The 17,322-nt window shown below is 68.2% G+C and carries 18 protein-coding genes; 6 read left to right on the forward strand and 12 right to left on the reverse strand.

What is annotated here, in order from left to right; genetic code table 11:
• Window positions 1-27 precede the first annotated feature (27 nt).
• Complete coding sequence (locus tag BM349_RS00065) at window positions 28-654, reverse strand: hypothetical protein (protein ID WP_091700697.1); 627 nt, start codon at window positions 652-654, stop codon at window positions 28-30.
• A 263-nt stretch (window positions 655-917) separates the two neighbouring features.
• Here BM349_RS00065 and BM349_RS00070 point away from each other — a divergent pair, with 263 nt between their 5' ends.
• Window positions 918-2,222 carry a nucleotide disphospho-sugar-binding domain-containing protein gene (locus BM349_RS00070; protein WP_091700700.1) on the forward strand — a complete coding sequence of 435 codons (1,305 nt, stop codon included), beginning with the start codon at window positions 918-920 and terminating at the stop codon, window positions 2,220-2,222.
• 22 nt (window positions 2,223-2,244) lie between these two features.
• Here BM349_RS00070 and BM349_RS00075 read toward each other — a convergent pair whose 3' ends face one another.
• Entirely contained in the window at window positions 2,245-3,288 is a 1,044-nt protein-coding gene (locus tag BM349_RS00075) for an NAD-dependent epimerase/dehydratase family protein (protein WP_091700705.1), read from the reverse strand.
• A 101-nt stretch (window positions 3,289-3,389) separates the two neighbouring features.
• Between BM349_RS00075 and BM349_RS00080 the strand changes: the two genes are divergently transcribed.
• From BM349_RS00080 to BM349_RS00090, 3 genes are all read left to right on the forward strand, one after another.
• Window positions 3,390-4,217, forward strand: coding sequence for a helix-turn-helix domain-containing protein (locus BM349_RS00080; protein ID WP_091700709.1), 828 nt, complete (start codon window positions 3,390-3,392; stop codon window positions 4,215-4,217).
• Window positions 4,218-4,449: 232 nt separating this feature from the next.
• On the forward strand, window positions 4,450-4,950 hold the full coding sequence (locus tag BM349_RS00085) for a nuclear transport factor 2 family protein (RefSeq protein WP_254773660.1): 501 nt from the start codon (window positions 4,450-4,452) through the stop codon (window positions 4,948-4,950).
• Between the two features lie 115 nt (window positions 4,951-5,065).
• The gene (locus BM349_RS00090; protein ID WP_091700713.1) at window positions 5,066-5,992 is read left to right on the forward strand and encodes a hypothetical protein; all 927 of its coding nucleotides are present in this window, start codon (window positions 5,066-5,068) and stop codon (window positions 5,990-5,992) included.
• 172 nt (window positions 5,993-6,164) lie between these two features.
• Here the strand turns inward: BM349_RS00090 and BM349_RS00095 are convergent, their stop codons facing one another.
• A complete protein-coding gene (locus tag BM349_RS00095; RefSeq protein ID WP_254773661.1) occupies window positions 6,165-6,947 on the reverse strand; it encodes a CPBP family intramembrane glutamic endopeptidase in 783 nt (260 codons plus the stop codon).
• 325 nt (window positions 6,948-7,272) lie between these two features.
• On the opposite strand from BM349_RS00095, the gene BM349_RS00100 reads away from it, so the two are divergent.
• A complete protein-coding gene (locus tag BM349_RS00100; RefSeq protein WP_091700716.1) occupies window positions 7,273-7,662 on the forward strand; it encodes a DUF1801 domain-containing protein in 390 nt (129 codons plus the stop codon).
• A gap of 129 nt (window positions 7,663-7,791) precedes the next feature.
• Here the strand turns inward: BM349_RS00100 and BM349_RS00105 are convergent, their stop codons facing one another.
• Window positions 7,792-8,226, reverse strand: coding sequence for a hypothetical protein (locus tag BM349_RS00105; protein WP_091700720.1), 435 nt, complete (start codon window positions 8,224-8,226; stop codon window positions 7,792-7,794).
• 152 nt (window positions 8,227-8,378) lie between these two features.
• Between BM349_RS00105 and BM349_RS00110 the strand changes: the two genes are divergently transcribed.
• On the forward strand, window positions 8,379-8,819 hold the full coding sequence (locus BM349_RS00110; protein ID WP_091700723.1) for an SRPBCC domain-containing protein: 441 nt from the start codon (window positions 8,379-8,381) through the stop codon (window positions 8,817-8,819).
• A gap of 14 nt (window positions 8,820-8,833) precedes the next feature.
• Here BM349_RS00110 and BM349_RS00115 read toward each other — a convergent pair whose 3' ends face one another.
• The 8 genes from BM349_RS00115 to BM349_RS00150 all read right to left on the reverse strand — a co-directional run bounded on the left by BM349_RS00115 (window position 8,834) and on the right by BM349_RS00150 (window position 17,295).
• Window positions 8,834-9,223: an MmcQ/YjbR family DNA-binding protein gene (locus BM349_RS00115; protein WP_091700727.1), complete on the reverse strand. Its 390-nt coding sequence runs from the start codon at window positions 9,221-9,223 to the stop codon at window positions 8,834-8,836.
• Between the two features lie 34 nt (window positions 9,224-9,257).
• Complete coding sequence (locus tag BM349_RS00120) at window positions 9,258-10,745, reverse strand: benzaldehyde dehydrogenase (protein ID WP_091700730.1); 1,488 nt, start codon at window positions 10,743-10,745, stop codon at window positions 9,258-9,260.
• A 47-nt stretch (window positions 10,746-10,792) separates the two neighbouring features.
• On the reverse strand, window positions 10,793-11,722 hold the full coding sequence (locus BM349_RS00125; protein WP_091700734.1) for a sugar phosphate isomerase/epimerase family protein: 930 nt from the start codon (window positions 11,720-11,722) through the stop codon (window positions 10,793-10,795).
• Between the two features lie 19 nt (window positions 11,723-11,741).
• A complete protein-coding gene (locus BM349_RS00130; protein WP_091700737.1) occupies window positions 11,742-12,524 on the reverse strand; it encodes an SDR family NAD(P)-dependent oxidoreductase in 783 nt (260 codons plus the stop codon).
• A 90-nt stretch (window positions 12,525-12,614) separates the two neighbouring features.
• Window positions 12,615-13,610 (reverse strand): sugar ABC transporter substrate-binding protein, encoded by a 996-nt coding sequence (locus BM349_RS00135; protein WP_139230855.1) that lies wholly within the window; start codon window positions 13,608-13,610, stop codon window positions 12,615-12,617.
• 87 nt (window positions 13,611-13,697) lie between these two features.
• The gene (locus BM349_RS00140) at window positions 13,698-14,693 is read right to left on the reverse strand and encodes an ABC transporter permease (protein ID WP_091700746.1); all 996 of its coding nucleotides are present in this window, start codon (window positions 14,691-14,693) and stop codon (window positions 13,698-13,700) included.
• On the reverse strand, window positions 14,690-16,228 hold the full coding sequence (locus BM349_RS00145) for a sugar ABC transporter ATP-binding protein (RefSeq protein WP_254773662.1): 1,539 nt from the start codon (window positions 16,226-16,228) through the stop codon (window positions 14,690-14,692). Before BM349_RS00145 ends, BM349_RS00140 begins: the two co-directional genes overlap by 4 nt.
• Window positions 16,225-17,295, reverse strand: coding sequence for a zinc-dependent alcohol dehydrogenase (locus BM349_RS00150; protein ID WP_091700750.1), 1,071 nt, complete (start codon window positions 17,293-17,295; stop codon window positions 16,225-16,227). The genes BM349_RS00145 and BM349_RS00150 overlap by 4 nt, the downstream gene beginning before the upstream one ends.
• Between the last annotated feature and the right edge of the window lie 27 nt (window positions 17,296-17,322).

Raw genomic sequence — 17,322 nt, forward strand, 5'->3', positions numbered from 1 at the left:
TGCTGAGCCGCCAACTCGGCGATCGGCTTATCGAGCTCCATCTCGCCGTTCGGATGCCGCCACCGGGACACCGTCGTCGGGCTGCGCCTCGATCACCGGCCGGAACGGGATCGACGAGGCAATCGCGAGCAGGACGAGGAGCGAGAAGGCGAGCAGTGCGACCCAGACGCCACGCGGCTCGGTCACCGCAAGGCGTGGTCCTGCAATGCCGAACGTCGCGAGCGTCACGCCGACGATCAACAGGGCGCTGATCACACCGCACAAAATGCGCGCCCAGAGCCGGCCTCGCCCCGAGGTGGCAAATCCTCCGCCGATGGCGAGCAGAGCGACGGCCACGGCTCCTCCACCCAGACCCTGCGTGACAAACGCCACGATGGCATCGGGAAGGAGCATCGGTGCGATGGCGAACACTGCTGGCGCGGCACCGAGCCAACGCCAGCCGGGGCGTCCCCCGCGCAACCGAATCGTGTGCGCCCACCCCAGCAGGCCGCCGACGATCACTCCCGGAAGCAGAATGGCAGCGAACGTGTCGAGCCAGCTGACGGTCGACCCGTAGCCGGCGAACTCGCTCATCACCGCACGGAAGGACGCCGCCCAGGCGAGCCCACACAGGGCGCCGAGGGCCACGGTCGCCGTGACGCGGCGGCTGCTCATCGTCCCGCGGCTCTCTCGGGCGATCCCGAAGGCTTTCGAGCCCGCATCCAGCCCACCCCTCGTCGGCGTCTCTCGAACAGTGGGTTTGACGACTCTCCGGCTGGTGGAGCTTCTCAACACCGTGCGAGTTCAGCTGTTGGTGATTATGCCGCAGCGAGTTCGGAGATCGCGACCTCCTCTTGAGTCGCGTCAAGGAGCTTCATGGCGAGCGCGGCGAATCCACTCGGTCGCGGGATCGTGGTCCGCAGGGCATTGTGGGTCACATGGCCCGCTTCCTGCTCTCGGCAATGCCGTTCACGGGGCACATCAACCCCGTCCGCGCGGTTGCGGCTGCGCTTGTCGCCCGTGGACATGACGTGCGGGTCTACTCGGGCGCGGCGTTCCGCGGGCCTGTGGAGTCGTCGGGTGCCCGGCTCGTGCCGTGGCATCACGCTCCCGACTTCGATGAGAACAACCTCGCCGCGACGTTCCCACGGCTCCGGGGCAAGAAGGGTCTGGGTCAGCTGCTCATCAACGTCGAAGATGTCTTCATCAACACCTCTCCCGCGCAGGTGGAAGATCTTCGGGACGAATGGGACAGGGAACCGTGGGATGCGATCGCCGGCGACGACGTCTCGATCGGCGTTGCGCTGTACGCCGCGCAGAACGGCGGCCCATGGGCGACGATCTCGATCACCCCGCTCAATCTCGCCGGAACACAGGGTCCTCCCTCCGGAATGGGCTTGTGGCCCGGCACGAACCCGTTCACCAAGGGGAGGGATGCCGTCCTCCGCGCGATTGCGCCGCTCCTCGCCCGATCGCTGGCGACGGCGATCGCGAGATCCGAGAATTCCATCGGCCTCCAGCCGCGCGGGCTGAACATGGAGCAGATCACCTTCTCACGACAGCTCATTGTTGCGAGCGGATCGCCGCTGCTGGACTTCGAGCGCACCGACAGGCCCGACTTCCTCCACTTCGTGGGCGAGCTCCGGACGCCGCGGACGGCGTCGCCGGCGATGCCGGCGTGGTGGAAGAGCGACGTGGACGGTCGACGGGTCGTGCATGTCACGCAGGGGACGCAGAACGTCGATCCGACCGATCTCATTCTTCCCACGCTCGCGGCGTTGGCCGACCGCGACGATCTTCTCGTGGTGGTCACGACAGGTGTCCCCGGAGAGGATGAGCTGCCGTTCCCCATCCCTGCCAACACGCGCGTCGCAGGGATCCTGCCGTACGGCGAGCTCCTTCCACGGGTGGATGTCGCCGTGACGAATGGAGGGTGGGGTGGGACGCTCGCGATGCTCGCCCGCGGCATCCCCCTCGTGATCGCGGGAGGCGACCTCGACAAACCTGAGGTCGCCTCCCGCGTCGCATGGACCGGAGCAGCAGTCAACCTCAAAACCGGCACGCCCACCAAGGCTCAGGTCGCCGCCGGACTCGACACCGTCACGACAGACCCGTCATACCGGGACGCCGCAGAACGCGTCGGTGTACAACTGCAGGCGCTCGGCGGAGCCGCCCGGGCAGCCGAGCTGCTCGAGCAACTCGCTCAACCCGCGTACGGGTCAACCCGTGGACCCGGCGACTGACGCGGCCCGCGACGGGTGGGCGTCAGTGTGCGGCCGGCGGGACGACGCCGAGATCGAGCATGCTTACGGCGGCGTCGACCACGGTCTCGTCGAGCGGGCGGGATTGCCAGCCGAGAACTCGTCGGATCTTGGACGCGTCGATTCGCTTCACTATGTCGACGTCGTCGGCGAGTCCGCGCAGAGCCGGGTTCGATTCGGCTGCCGCGCGGATCGCAGCGCTCGGTGTCGTCTTCGTCGTGACATGGGATGCCCGGTCACCGAGATGCGCCCGCAGGATCGCCCCGATCTCTTCAAGCTTCAGGCCATCACCGCTCCCGACGATGAACCGCTGCCCTGCAGCATCCGCGGTCGTCATCGCGAGAACGTGCGCAACGGCGACGTCCCGCACGTCGACGATGGGGATCCACAGGTTCGGGTACGAATCCAGCTGCCCTGAGAGGATGCGGCGCACGATCGCATTGCCACCGGTGACCGACGACGAGACGACCGGACCGAGCACCGCGACCGGATTGAGCGCGACGAGTTCCATGCCTGATTCGCGGGCGAAGCTCCATGCGGCGCGCTCGGCGAGCACCTTGCTCCGTCCGTAGGCGTCCATGCCGGGACCATCGAGCGGCGACCAGTCCTCGTCGGTGAACGTGTGGTCGGTGCGGCCCCAGCCGAAGCCGATCGCGTGAAACGCAGACGTCAGCACCACTCTCTTCACTCCCGCGCCCTGCGCTGCGCGCAGGACCCGCAAGGTGCCTTCGCGCGCCGGTACGATCACATCGTCCTCGTTCTCGACGTGTCCGGGCATCACGGGCGACGCCACATGAACCACGTAGTCGGTGCCCTCGACGGCAGCCGCCCAACCCGCGTCGTCGAGCAGATCCGCCGCGAAGAGTTCGAGCCGGTCGCCGGGGTCGGCTCCGAGGCGTGCGAGCTGCTCGCGTACCTGCGGTTCACGATCGAGAGAGCGTGCTGTGGTTCGCACACGATGGCCGTGATCGATCAGGGCGGCGATGATGTGGCTCGCGATAAATCCGGCGCCGCCGGTGACGAGGACGGGAGGCTGTTCGTTGGTCATGCTCTCAGCCTGATCCCGTGACGCCGATGCATCCAGGTTCCCGTCGATCCTGGGGGCGGCGGGACCATGATGCCCGGAGACCGGGGGCTTACGCTGGCGGCATGACGGATGCGGCGGCGAACGAGCTCGGCGACTTCCTGCGTGCTCGCCGCGAGCTCGTCACCCCTGAGCAGCTCGGTATCCCGGTCGTCGGCGTGAGACGGGTACCGGGGCTGCGGCGTGAGGAAGTCGCGATGCTTTCGGGCATCAGCGCCGACTACTACCTGCGGCTCGAGCAGGGGCGCGACCGCAACCCGTCCAGCCAGGTGCTCGAGTCGATCGCGCGTGTGTTCCAGCTCGATCCCGACACGGCGACATACATGCTCGAGCTGGCGGCGCCGCGCACCCGGCGGACGGTCCGACGCCGTCGGGTGGAGACGGTTGCCCCGCACACCTTGCGGCTGATCGAACAACTGCCGTTTCCCGCATTCGTCGAAGGTCGCTATCTCGACGTGCTGGCGGCGAACACGCTGGCGACGGCCCTGTCGCCGCGTCTCGCGGTGGGCGGCAACCGACTGCGTGACTTCTTTCTCGATCCCGCTGAGCACGACCTGTTCGAGCCGTACTGGGAGCAGGCGGCGGCCGGGCTCGTCGCAGGATTCCGGCAGTCGGTGGGCACCGACACGGACGATCCGCGATTCATCGAGCTCGTCGGCGAGCTGTCACTCGCATCGCCACTGTTTCGGCAGCTGTGGGCACGGCACGAGATCCGTGTTCGACAGGGGGCCACCATGCACTTCGACCACCCGCAGCTCGGCAAACTCCAGGTCGACCGCGAAAAGCTCGCTATCTCCGGCAGCGACGGCATGATGCTCGTGATCTACCACGCCCTGCCTGGCTCCCCGAATGCCGACAAGCTCGCGCTCCTTGCGTCCACGCCCGTCTCTTGAGGCGAAGGGATACCAAGCAAGCGGCGGCCCGATCGGACATCGCCCTGCGTGAGCGTGCGAGGCCTCGATATGGGAGTCCGAGGACGGGCCTAACGCGGCAGCGGATTCGGTCCCGTGGCGGTGACCAATCTTTGCGGCACCCAGCCTTCGACGTGGAGGATGCCGTCGACCTGCCCGCCCTGCAGTGCAAGAGGCCTACGCTGTCCATACTCCCAGCAGAAGGAACGGCGTCATGAGCGGAAGCGAGCAGACTCCCCACGGGCACATTCCCGAGTCCGGCGAGTCGAGCATCCCCGAGCTGGAAGTCGACGAGAACATCGCGCCCCGCCCCGAGGAAGAGGTCGCCGACGTTGCGCGCGCGGAACCGAGCGATCCGTTGTGGGTCGGGCACGACGATCGATTCATGCGTTCGATCCCGCCACCCATCGCCGCCTTCATCGATGCCACGAACAGAGGCGACTCCGATGCCTTCGTCGCGGCGTTCACCGAGGACGGGACCCTTGACGACTGGGGGCGCGTGGCGCGCGGCCACGAAGGCATCCGCGAGTGGGATCGCACCGACAACATCGGCAAGGAGTCGCATTTCGCGCTCGTCGACATTGCAGAACAGGCCGGTTCTGACACCTACCTCGTACACCTCCAGGTCACGGGGAAGGGGTTCAACGGCACGAGCCCATTCCGCTTCACGTTGCGCGACGATCGGATCGCGAGCGTGCAGATCGTTCCCGACTGATCGCCCACGCGTGCGGCCGGCCCTGTCGACGTTGCCGCGGCATCCGGGGTTCCGCGCGCGATCCGATCCTGCGAGAATCCCCGCGTATGCGCGCACTGGTCCGAGCGGAGGAACGATGACACGCCCTTCGCTCAGCCTCGCGCCGGTGCTGCGCGCGACCGTGACGGTGGTCATTGCGGTGGCGGTCTTCCTCGGCATCCTCGTGGTCGAGCGCGCTGGTTCAGGCGGCGAGCCGATGGGTCGCGCTTTCGCAGTCTGGGCGATCGCGGCGACCGTCGGGCTGATGGCCTGGGCCTTCGTGTTCGTCGACGGCGTCGGTCGGCTGCGGCGACTCCCGTCGATGTGGACGCCGAGCGCCCGCTGGCTGATCGGCGCGATCGCGCTCTACGTCGTGCTCGCCGCCGCCGCGACGACGCTCCTGCTCGTCCTCACCGTCGAGATGGGCAGAAGCGTCGGCAGTCCCGGTGTGATCCTCATCGTGCGCGCGCTCACAGTGCTCGGCTGGGTCGCCGGCGCCCCGTGGCTCCTGCTGCTGTGGATCACCCATGAGCGGGTGCGCGCGCTGCGGGAGCAGCTGCGTGCGACGCCGGACCAAGGGTTCGGCATCCTGAAGGCGGTCAACGAGCTGGACGCCATCTGGCAGGCGCTCGAGCGATCGAGCCTCGCGCTCGGCCTGCTGCTGTCGACGCTGGTCATCAACACGGCGCTGATGCGCAACGCCGCGATCGAAGCCGGCGTGCCCGAAAGCGACTTCTCGGGGTGGCAGGTGATCGGCTACGGCATCTTCTTCATGATCATCCTCGCGGCGATCCTCGTTCCCGTGCTCGTCGGGTGGCGCGATACGAGCTTCGAGCTGGTGCGCCGCGCGGTGCCCGACGACCCGGCCGGCATCCCCGACAAGGAGAGCGCGGATGCCCGGGAGCGCCTCGTCGTGCGCATCGGCGTCGACCGGTCCTACGTCCGGCGCCCCATCGCGATCCTCGGCGTGCTCTCGCCGTTTCTGACCTCCTTCGCGACGGCGCTCATCTCGGCATTCGCGTGATCGACGCCTCGAGACGGTCAGGGTATTCATCGTCCGGTATGCGCCAGTCGATGACAGGGACCAACGTCCCGCCATCCTCCGGAATCGAACGCGGCCGACCACGACTCAGCAGGGGATGACATGCCCGATCGAGACGACAGGCGTTGTTTTCGGGCCTGTCGGCGTGCTTGGGCTACGCAGCGACAGGACGCCGCGCGTCGGCGGCGGGGATCTCGAGCTTCTCGTCGGTTCCCTTGATGACCCACCAGACGACGGCAACCGCGAGGAGTCCGATGAAGGGCGTGAGGAGGACGCCCCAGGCGACGCCGATGGGCGCGAACCCGACCGAGAACGCGGCGACGTCCCAGAGACCGTGGAGGGCCATCGCCCACACGAGAGACCCGGTGACGCGGCGGACTATGTAGAAACATGTTCCGGACATGGCCGCGATCCCGGCTTGCGACAGGGCCGACCCGAACGGGGATCCGAACGCTGCGTTGATCAGGTGCATCCCGCCGAACAGGAGGGACGTGAACAGCCATACCCAGACCTCCCGGAATCGTGACCGGAAGGCGGTCAACAGGAGGCCGCGCGACATGAGTTCTTCGCAGAACCCGACGCACAGGCCGAGCGCGATCAGGGAGAGGATGAACGACGCGTCGAACTTCGTCCAGTCCGTCGAGAACAGGTTCCAGAGTGCGACGACCGCCATGATCGCCGGGACGAAGATCGGCCACTTGTGATGGGACCGTTTCCGGTCGAAGAGGGCGGGCCTCCACCAGCCGAGGAGGGAGGTCGTGATCGCGAGGAGGACGGCGGCGACGGCGAGATCGAGGACCGCGCCCCGCCAGGTGAAGTCGGCGGACTTCCCGATGTCGGTGAACTGGACGCCGCTGAGTTTCGTCACAGTGAAGATGACGACGAGATATCCGAGGTAGATCGCGAGGCCGATCCAAACCCGAGGTGCAACGCGCATGATCTGCCCTTCCGCCGCCGTGTTTCGGTTCACAGTATCTCGGCAGGCGGCGATGACGGCGTCGGCGAAGCGTCGCGCACCGTAGCAGCGGACCTTCAGGACCCCATCCGGCGTACTGATCGCCACAATGCGAGTGCATCGAGTCCAGCGCTTCAGCGGGCTTCCCGCTCACGGTGGTTGGCCCAACGCTGACGTCGGCCAGCCGCCTGGCGGGCACCTCTTGCTGGTCGGGAGGGCGATTCGGCCCGCTCAGGGATGGGCCGCGACTGCCCCTTCGACCGACGTCGTCATTGATTTCGTCGCGACTTTTCGAGAGCATTCGCGCATGAGTGACAAGTCCGATACCGAGCAGATCGACGACATCATCGCGAACGAGAGTGGTTGGAAGCGGGATGTCCTGCTCGCGCTGCGACGTGCGATCAGAGCCGCCGATCCGGCTGCCATCGAGGCGGTCAAATACAAGAAGCCGTCCAAACCGGAAGGCGTCCCGTTCTGGACGCACGACGGAGACGTCTGCTTCGTCGAGGTGCTGAAGAGCGCAGTACGGCTGACGTTCGCGAAGGGCGCCCGCATGAGGAGCAGCGACCATTTCAACACCCGGCTGGACAGCAAGGTGGTCAGAGCGATCGACTACTCCGAGGGAAGCCGTGTGGACGAAGCGGCGGTCAAGGCGCTCGTCGCAGAGGCTGTGGAACTCAATACCTCGGCCAAGTAGGAACGTCCCGAAAAGTGTCCGCCAACCCGCCCTGCTCGGTCGGCTGGTGGCCGGCCTGTGGCCGGACGCGATCGACAATCCTCGACCCGCGCTGACTCGTCGCGTCCCGTCGATCGCTCCGGAGGACGATCAGCCGGCGGCCTTGCGGATGGCCGCCGCGATCTTCTTCTCCGTCTCCGGGGTCAGCGCGAGCACCGCGTACGAGGTCGCCCAGAGGTCGCCGTCATCGAGCTGCGCGGCATCCTCGAAGCCGAGCGTCGCGAAGCGAGTGGTGAACTTCGACGCCGCCTTGAAGAACACGACGACCTTTCCGTCGGCATTCGCGTACGCGGGGAAGCCATAGTAGGTCCTCGGGACGAGCTGCGGGGCGACCTCGGTCACGATCCGATCGATCCCCGCTGCCAGCGCGCGGTCGTCGTCCGGCAGCGCGGCGATCGCCTCGCGGACCGCCTCCTCACCGGCGGCGCGGGACTTCCCGGCCTTTTCCTGGGCGCGCAGCTCGGCAGCGCGCTGCTTGACGGCCTCGCGCTCCTCCTTGGAAAGCCCAGCGGTCTTCTCAGCCATGTGATGCTCCTCTGTCTTCGTCTGACGGCCGCTCCTCGGCCCATGAACACGCTACGACCAACCGCGCCCGCGTACTTCTCCGATCCTGACCGATCGAATCGTCGCTCGCGCAACCCGTTGCCACGCAGAGAAGTGCGGGCTAGACCGGACTCATGACAGGTCACATCGCAACTGCAGCCGTCGTGATCGACGCGAGCGCCCAGAAGGTCTGGCAGGCCATGACCGACCCGGCAGCCGTCAAGAAGTACTACTTCGGCACGGACCTGCGGACGGATTGGCAACCCGGGAGCCCCATCACGTGGAGCGGCGAATACGAGGGCAAGGCGTACGAGGACCACGGCGAGATCCTCGAAGTCGAGCCGCCACGGCTGCTGAAGCACACCCACTTCAGCCCGCTCGGCGGCCGGCCGGACGTGCCGGAGAACCACCACACCCTCACCTACACGCTCACTCCGCGCGGGGGCAGCACGGAGGTCCGGCTCGAGCAGGACAACAACCCCACCTCCGAGGCCGCGGAGCACGCTGCAGGGAATTGGCAGATGATGCTGGACGGCCTGAAGTCCGTGGTGGAGGGCGAGCCCGCCGCCGAGTGACCCGCGGGAACGCGCTACGCGTTCGCCTCATCGAACTCGCGCCGCAGATACTGCGGAGCCTGGATGCGCCACGCCTCGATCACCAGCTCGGCGAGGTGGTCCTGCTCGATGCCGGCCATGCGGAACGCGACCTTGGGCTCGCCCCAGCTCGTCGTGGCGCGCAGGAAGACCTCGGGCGCCATCTCCACCAGCGCCAGTCTGTCGAGCGGGTCGCCGACCTTGACGCCGAGCACGAGCTCGGTCGCGAGGATCTCGCGGACTTCGGCTGGGGTGCTCGGCCAGGGATGGCACTCCCACGCGTACAGCTTGTTGCGCACGAACCACGCCGCACCACCGGTCGTCGCGCGCTCCTCGCTGCCCGGCAGCGCTGCGGCGATGCGCCGCACATCGTCGAGGTCGGCCATGCTGCGAGCGTACGCCGGACCGCCGACCCGGCGGCTAGAGGGGGTACTGCCCCGGTTCGCGGCGCATTGTGATCCAGCGCGTCTCGGTGAACGCGTCGATGTTCGCCTGACCGCCGCCGTGCCGCGACCCCGTACCTGACGCGCCCATCCCGCCGAACGGCGTGTTCGCCTCGTCGTTGACGGTCTGGTCGTTGATGTGCACGATGCCGGTGGGGATGCGCCGTGCCATCTCCAGGCCGGCGAAGACATCAGCCGTCACGATCCCGAGCGACAGCCCGTAGTCGGTCTCGCCTGCCAGCGCGACCGCTTCAGCGTCGGTGGAGAACGAGACGACCGAGGCGACCGGACCGAAGACCTCGTCGCAGTATGCGGCCGCATCCCGCGGGGTGTGCGCGAGCACCGTCGGGCGGTAGAACAGCTGATCGTAGGTGCCCCCCGACCGAAGCTCGGCGCCCTGGGCGACGGCATCCTGAACCAGCGTGTGGACGCGGTCACGCTGCACCTCGTCGATCAGGGGACCGAGGTGCACCTGACCGGCTGCCGGATCCCCGACGTGCATCGAGTCGGCCTTGGCCGCGAGCTTGTCCACGTACTCGTCGAACAGCGACTCGTGCACGATGTGCCGGCCCACCGTCATGCAGATCTGCCCCTGATGCAGGAAACTGCCCCAGGTGGCGAGGTTCACGGCCTTGTCGACATCCGCATCCGCACGGATGACGTACGCGGAGTTGCCGCCCAGCTCGAGGTGCGCGCGGGTGAGGTGCCGCCCTGCGAGCTCGCCGACCGCGCGACCGGCGCGGGTGGAGCCGGTGAAGGCGATCACCCGCACGCGGGGATCGGCCACCATCGCCTCACCGACCTCGGCGCCTCCGGGCACGAGCTGCAGGAGTCCGGCGGGCAGTCCCGCCTCTTCGAAGATCCGCACCATCGACACGCCGCCGGTGATGACGGTGCGCGGGTCGGGCTTGAGCAGCACGGCGTTGCCGAGGGCCAGCGCCGGGGCGACGGCCCGGATGCCGAGGATGAGCGGCACGTTGAACGGTGAGATGACCCCCACCACCCCGACCGGCACCTGCTCGGCCAGCGACAGGCGAGGCTCTTCGCTCGAGAGGATCGATCCGAGCGGGGCGGACGGCAGCGCGGATGCCTCGTAGCACTCCGCCGCGGTCACGTGCAGCGCGAAACCCGCGAGCGGCGGGATCGCGCCGACCTCGCGGATGTTCCAGCCGCCGATCTCATCGGCGTGCTGCTCCCAGAGCTGTCCTGCCCTCCGCAGCACTGCCGCCCGCGCCGGGTGCGGCAGCGCCGCCCACTCCTTCTGCGCACGGACCGCACCCTCGGCTGCGCGAGCGACGTCGGCCGCGTCGGCGATGCCCACCATGGCGAGGGTCTCTCCTGTCGCGGGCTCGATCGACGGGATCTCCCCGCCGCCTCCGGCGACCCACTCGCCGTCGATGAAGATCCTGCCGGCGAACGCGGCGGGGTCGATGAGGGACTGCTCGGTGTCGGTCACGGTGCTCATGGGTCTTCTCTCTCGTCGTCGAATCGGAAGTCGGTGCTGAGGACGGGTCAGGCGGGGACGCCGCGTGAGAGGCGCTGTGCACGTCGACCGGCGATGCTGCCCGACCAGCCGCGCTGGATGACGCGCATCGCATCTGCGGCGAGCTCCGCTCCATCGTCGTACGGTGCGCGCCAGATCGCCAGCATGTCGGCGACCGGGGCGGAAAGCACCGAACGCGAGAACGCCTCGATCCCCCACCTGCCCTGGTAGCCGTCATCGAGCGCCGTGCGCACGATCTCGGGCAGGTCCAGCGCGCCCGTGCTCAGCATCCCGCGGCCGGACTGGCCGAGTTCGAGGTAGCCCAGCACGGGCATCGCGGTGCGGATCGCCTCGGAGACGTCGGCCTCCTCGACGGCCATGTGGAACGTGTCGAGGTGGATCCGCAGGTGATCGGACCCGCTCATCCCGACGTAGGCGACCGCCTCGGCGGCGGTGTTGACGAGCGAGGTCTCGTAGCGGTTGAGCACCTCGAAGGTCATCGTGATCCCGCGCTCGTGCGCGTAGTCGGCGACCACCCCGACCTCCCGGGCCGAGCGCTCCACCGCGGCGCGAGAAGTGGGCCCGGGCGGCGGCCCGAACGGGCCGTACGGCACGCCGTTCATCTGGTCGCCGCCGAGGTCTGCGGTCATGTCGACGATGCTCCGCAGCAGCGCAGCGCCCGCCGCGCGCTCACCAGGGTCTTCGGAGGACACGTCAGCTCCGCCCGATTGGCCGCCGGCGATCGTGATGGGCGCGATGCCGTGGTCGGCGAGCACACGGGCGAGCGCGTCGGTGTCGGTGGCCGCGGGGTCCAGCGGAGGCAGGACGATCCGCGAGTACCCGGCCTCCGCGAGCGGTCGCAGCGCCGCCGGCAGATCGGCGGGCGCGGCATCCGGAATGAGCACGTTGATGTGGCAGGCCACGTCGAGGTGGGTGCTGGCTGTCGAGTCGCGGGTCATTCGATGCTCCTGATGGCCGTCAGAAGGTCGGCAGGTCGAGACGCTTCTTGAACACCGAGTAGCCGTCGTCGACGTGCACGACGGTGCCGTTGATCACGTTGGACTCGTCGGAGGCGAGGAACGCCACGACATCCGCGATCTCTTCGGGCGCCGTCATCGTGCCGCGCAGCTGCTCGGACGCGAAGGTGGTCTTCAGCTCATCGCTGAACTGGTTGATGATCGCGGTTCCCACGCGCCCGGGCGTGATCGCCACCGCGCGCACGCCGTACTCGGCCAGCTCGTATGCGGCTGAGCGCGTGAAGGAGATGACCGCGGCCTTCGCGGCGCTGTAGGTGAAGGCGAGTTCGGCCGCCTGCTCGCCGTAGATGGAGGAGGTGCTGATGATCACACCGCCGGTGCCCTGGTCTCGGAACTGACGCCCCGCCGCGAGGATGCCGTAGTAGACGCCGTCCTGGTCGATGCGGATCATCGGCGCGTAGTCGACGTCGGGGTCGTGGTCGAGCAGCGCCTTGCCGCCGGCGATGCCCGCGTTGTTGAAGATGACGTCCAGGTGGCCGAACGCCTCGACCGCCCGCGCCACCGCGGCCGCGACATCCGCGTACACCGAGACATCGGTCTGCACGGCGGTGGCCGCTCCGGCGAAGCCGAGCGCCTCCACCTCGGCGACGACGCTCTCGGCCTGCGCCAGGTTCATGTCGGCGATCACGACCTGGGCGCCTTCGCGGACGAACTTCAGGACGGTCGCGCGGCCGATGCCGCTTGCGCCGCCGGTGATGACGGCGACTTTGCCTTTCAAACGCATGTGCAGACTCTCTACGAAGGGTGCGGGGATGGCCGGGCAGGTGGCGCCGTGGGGAGCGGTTGCGCGCTCCCCACGGCAAAGGGGACGGCTCTACTCGAGCTTGTCCGAGGGCGTGATCGACGACGCGTTGTCGATCGTGACCAGGGTGGTGCCGACGGCCTCGAAGTTCGAGTCGGGCATGGTGCCGTCCTCCTGGTAGGCCAGGACGTGCTCCAGCAGCGAGTCGAGTATCGAGGGCCACGGCTGCTCGACCGTCGCGAGGAAGGCGCCCTGCGCCTCGATGCCGGCGATCGCCTCGCTGGTGGCGTCGACGCCCGTGACCTTCGCATCCGCACCGGCCTCGGTGACGGCCTGCGCGGCACCCAGCGCCGCGTCGTCCCAGCCGACCCAGACGCCGTCGAGGCCGCCGGGGTTGGCGGTCAGGTAGTCGGCCACCAGCGCGAGCGCCTCGGTGCGGCCCGTCGCGGGTGAGACGACCTGCTGGATCTCACCTCCGGCGAGCGTCGCGCCCGCCGCCTCGAGGTCGGCGGCGGCCAGACCCGAGCGCATCCGGATACCGGCGTGCGGGTCGTGGCCGATGACCATGATCGTCTTGCCGTCGAGGCCGTCGAGGCTCTCGTCGAACGCTCCGAGGGTGCTGTCGACGATTCCCTGCTGGTCGGTCGTGATGTTGATCGCGAACGCGTCGGTCGGCTCGGTGCCGCTGTCCATCGCGAAGATCGGGATGCCGGCGTCCTTGGCCGCCGAGACGATCGAGCCGATCGAGGCGACGTCGGTGTAGCCGTCCAGGATCACGTCGGCGCCCTGGCCGATCGCGCTCTCGACGGCCGGGTTCATCTTCTGGAAGTCGAAGTCACCCTGGATCATCGTGAGGTCCCAGCCGAGCTCCTCCGCCTGGGCCTCGACCGCCTTGACCCACCAGGCGCCGATCGGCGTCTGGTTGCCGGACGTGAAGGCGATGACCTTGAACGGCTCGTCCGATCCGGCGGAGGCGTCGCCGCCCGCACCGCCGGAGCCGGAACATCCGGCCAGCATGAGTGTTGCCACTGCGGTCACCGCTGCGAGTGCTTTGAATTTCGTACGCACGTGTCTACTCCTTTGTTGTCATTGCGTTGCGTGCTGTGATGCTCGGGCGGAATCGGGCCGCCCGCCCCTTGGTGCGACCGGCCGCCGCTACCGCTCCCGGGTCTTGAGGGAAGAAAGGGTGACGGCGGCGATGATGATGAGCCCCGTGACGACCTGCTGGACGTATGCGTTCACTCCGAGGATGTTCAGGCCGTTGCTCATCACGCCGATGATCGCGACGCCGACCATGGTGCCGACCAGGTTCGCGGCGCCGGATCGCACGATCGTCATGCCGAGGAACACTGCCGCCACGGAGAACAGCAGATTGTCCTCGCCCTGCACCGCGCTGGCACTGCCGAGCCGGGCTGCGAGGAGGACGCCGCCGATCGCGGAGACGAAGCCGGCGACCGTGAACGCGAGAAGACGTGCGCGTCGCACGTTGACGCCCGAGAGCCGCGAGACTTCCACGTTGCCGCCGGTCGCATACCAGCGCCGACCGAGCGTCGTGAATCGCAGGACGAACCACAGGATCACCGAGATGCCGACGGCGATGAAGACGGGGAGCGGGATCTCGAGGAACTTGCCCTGGCCCAGGTTGTTGAACTCGGGAGGCAGGTTGAACAGCGTCGTGCCTTCCGTGACGATGAACGCGAGTCCGGTCACGGATGTCAACGTCGCCAATGTCGCAACGAACGCGGACAGGTTGACGTACGCGATCAGCAGACCGTTCGCCAAGCCGATCAGCAGGCCGACGACCAGCGCCGCGAAGATCGCGAGCGCGATCGGCCAGCCGCTGATCATGAGCGATGCGGCCACCGCGCCCGCGAGCGCGGAGGTCGCCGCGACGGACAGGTCGAAGTCGCCGACCACCATGACGATCGTCTGGGCGCCTGCGATGATCGCGAGGATCGCGACCTGGTACAGGATGTTCTTCACATTCGTGAAGCTCAGGAACACGTCCGGTCGCATCGCGAAGAAGAAGAGGATCAGCACGACGAGCGCGAGCACGGTGCCCGACGACAGGAGCTTCTGGCCGACCGATCGGCGTGGCACGGACCGCACGTCGGTGGCGTCCTCCACCCCCAGGTTGCGAGAGGTTGTCATGTCCGGTCCGCCTTTCCGTAGCAGTACGCCAGCAGGATCTCTTCGTCCGCCTCTGCGGCGGCGACCTCGCCCGAGATCCGTCCTTCGTGCATGATGAGGATCCGATCGCTCATCCCGATGAGCTCCGGCAGCTCGGAGCTGACGGTGATGACCGCGGTGCCGGCCTCGGCGAGCCGGCGGATCAGCCGGTAGATCTCCGCCTTGGTGCCCACGTCGATGCCGCGGGTGGGCTCGTCCATCAGCAGCACCTCGGGGCGACGGGCGAGCATCTTCGCCAGGACGACCTTCTGCTGATTGCCGCCGGAGAGCTCGCTCACGTGCTGACGCGGGCTCCGTGCCTTGATCTGGAGGTCCAGCATCCCGCGCTTCGTGATGTCGGTGATCCGGGCGCCCGAGACGACGCCCATCGTGCTGACCGCCGAGATGTTCGCGACTGCGATGTTGTCCTGGATCGATGCACCGAGGATCACCCCCTGCGCCCGCCGCTCCTCGGGGACCAGCGCGATGCCGGCGCCCAGCGCCCTCGGCACTCCGGGGGACTTCGGCAGCTTGGTCGCGCCGACGGTGATCTCTCCTGCGGTGTGCTTCTGGGCGCCCGAGAGGATGCGCAGCAGCTCGCTGCGCCCTGACCCGGCGAGTCCGCCGATTCCGAGGACCTCTCCGCGGTGGACGTCGAACGAGACGTCCCTGACACGCCGGCCGTCCAGATCCCGCACCGTGAGCGCCACGGTCGATGTCGCCGTTCCCCGGTCGGGGTACAGCTCGCCGGCCGATCGACCCACCATCGTCGAGATGACCTCGTCGATGTGGGAGTCGGCGACGGCCTTCGTGACGATCGTCTGCCCGTTGCGCATGATCGTGAGTCGGTCGCAGAGCTCGAAGACCTCCTCGAGGCGGTGCGAGACGTAGATGATGGCGACGCCGCGGTCGCGCAGCGAGCGCAGGACTGCGAACAGGTCGGTGATCTCCGTGTCGGTCAGCGACGCGGTGGGCTCATCGAGGATCAGCACGTTCGCATTCATCGCGAGCGCCCGCGCGAACGCGACCATGGTCTGCTGCACCGGCGACAGGTCGCCGGCCAGCATCCCGAGCGGGATCTTCTGATTGATGCTGTCCAGCTGGGCGCGGGCGCGGCGACGCAGGGTGCTCCACTGCACGACGCCGGCGCGGCTGGGGGTCTGATCGCCCAGCAGGATGTTCTCGGCGACGCTGATCGACGGGATGACGGAGAGCTCCTGATACAGCGCGACCACACCGGCGTGGTTGGCCACTCGAACGTTCGCGAATTCGACCACGTCGCCGTTGCGGAGCACGGTTCCCGAGTCGGGGGCGTAGATCCCGGTCAGGACCTTGATGAGGGTCGACTTGCCCGCGCCGTTCTCCCCGAGCAGCGCGTGGATCTCACCGGGCCGCACCGAGAGCCGCGCGTTCTCGAGGGCGTGGACGCCGTCGAACCGCTTGGTGATCTCACGCGCCTCGAGCGCGGGGACCGGCTCGAGCAGGGTCGTCTCGGGCGAATCGTCGATGATCGTCACGCGACTCCTCCTTCATCGGCGATGTCGTTGCAGCGGAGGACGACTTTGGGGTGGATGCCGCTCACGTGCACCGCGAACGCCTCGGCCGCGTCCTCGAGGTCGAAGACCGCCCGGGTCAGCTCGTCGAGGTCGAGGTACGGCAGAATCTGCAGGGCTCTGGGGAACGCGTACGGCGAGACGAAGACGCCCGTGAGGGTCAGTTCCTTCAGGTAGAGATAGTCGGAGAGGTTCAGCGGCATCTCGAAGTCGTGCGGGTACATCGCTCCGTAGATCACGGTCGCGCCCTTTGCGGCGAGGTCGAGCAGCCCGCGCACCGCGCGCGGCGATCCCGAGGCGTCGATCACGACGTCGAAGCCGCGGCCGCCGGTGAGCTCGTCGGCGCGCGCGTACTGGTCCTCTACGATCGGGTCGATGACGGCATCCGCGCCGTGCCGCAGCGCCATCTCGCGCCGCTCGGCGATCGGCTCGATGAGCGTCAGCGACGTGGCCCCGTTCATCTTCATCACCTGCAGGGCCAGCTGTCCGATCGGCCCGCCCCCGCAGATCGCGACGCGGTCGCCGACCTTGATGTGCGTCTTGTCGGCGATGCGAACCGCGACCGAGGTCGGCTCGAGCAGGCAGCCCTTGAGCAGCGACACGTCGTCGGGCAGCGTGTAGACCTGCGACTCGTGCCACGTGACGGTCTCGGCCATGCCCGGGCGGTTGTAGTCCTGGATGTGCTCGCAGAACTGCTGCTTCCCTGTTCGGCACGGCGTGCACGTGCCGCAGAACCGCAGGAAGTTTCCGGCCACCCGGTCGCCGATCCTCAGCCCGTTGCGGTGCGCCGCCGAGCCGAGCGCCTCCACGACGCCGGAGAGCTCGTGACCGAGCCCGATGGGGACGTCCGTGCCGAAGAAGCCCTCGGCCAGATGGGGGTCGGACCCGCAGATCGCCGAGTACGCGACGCGGATGCGCACGTCCTCGGGGCCGAGCTCGGGCTGCGGCATGTCGACGAGTCCGATCACGCCTCGGGTCGTCTCGTCGGGGTCGCGGAGGCTCCCGATGCGGGTGACTGCGACTGTTCTCATTCGTCTCTCCGTTGAGCGAGCTGGTGA

Source organism: Microbacterium sp. cf046, from assembly GCF_900114345.1.
Lineage (GTDB): Bacteria > Actinomycetota > Actinomycetes > Actinomycetales > Microbacteriaceae > Microbacterium.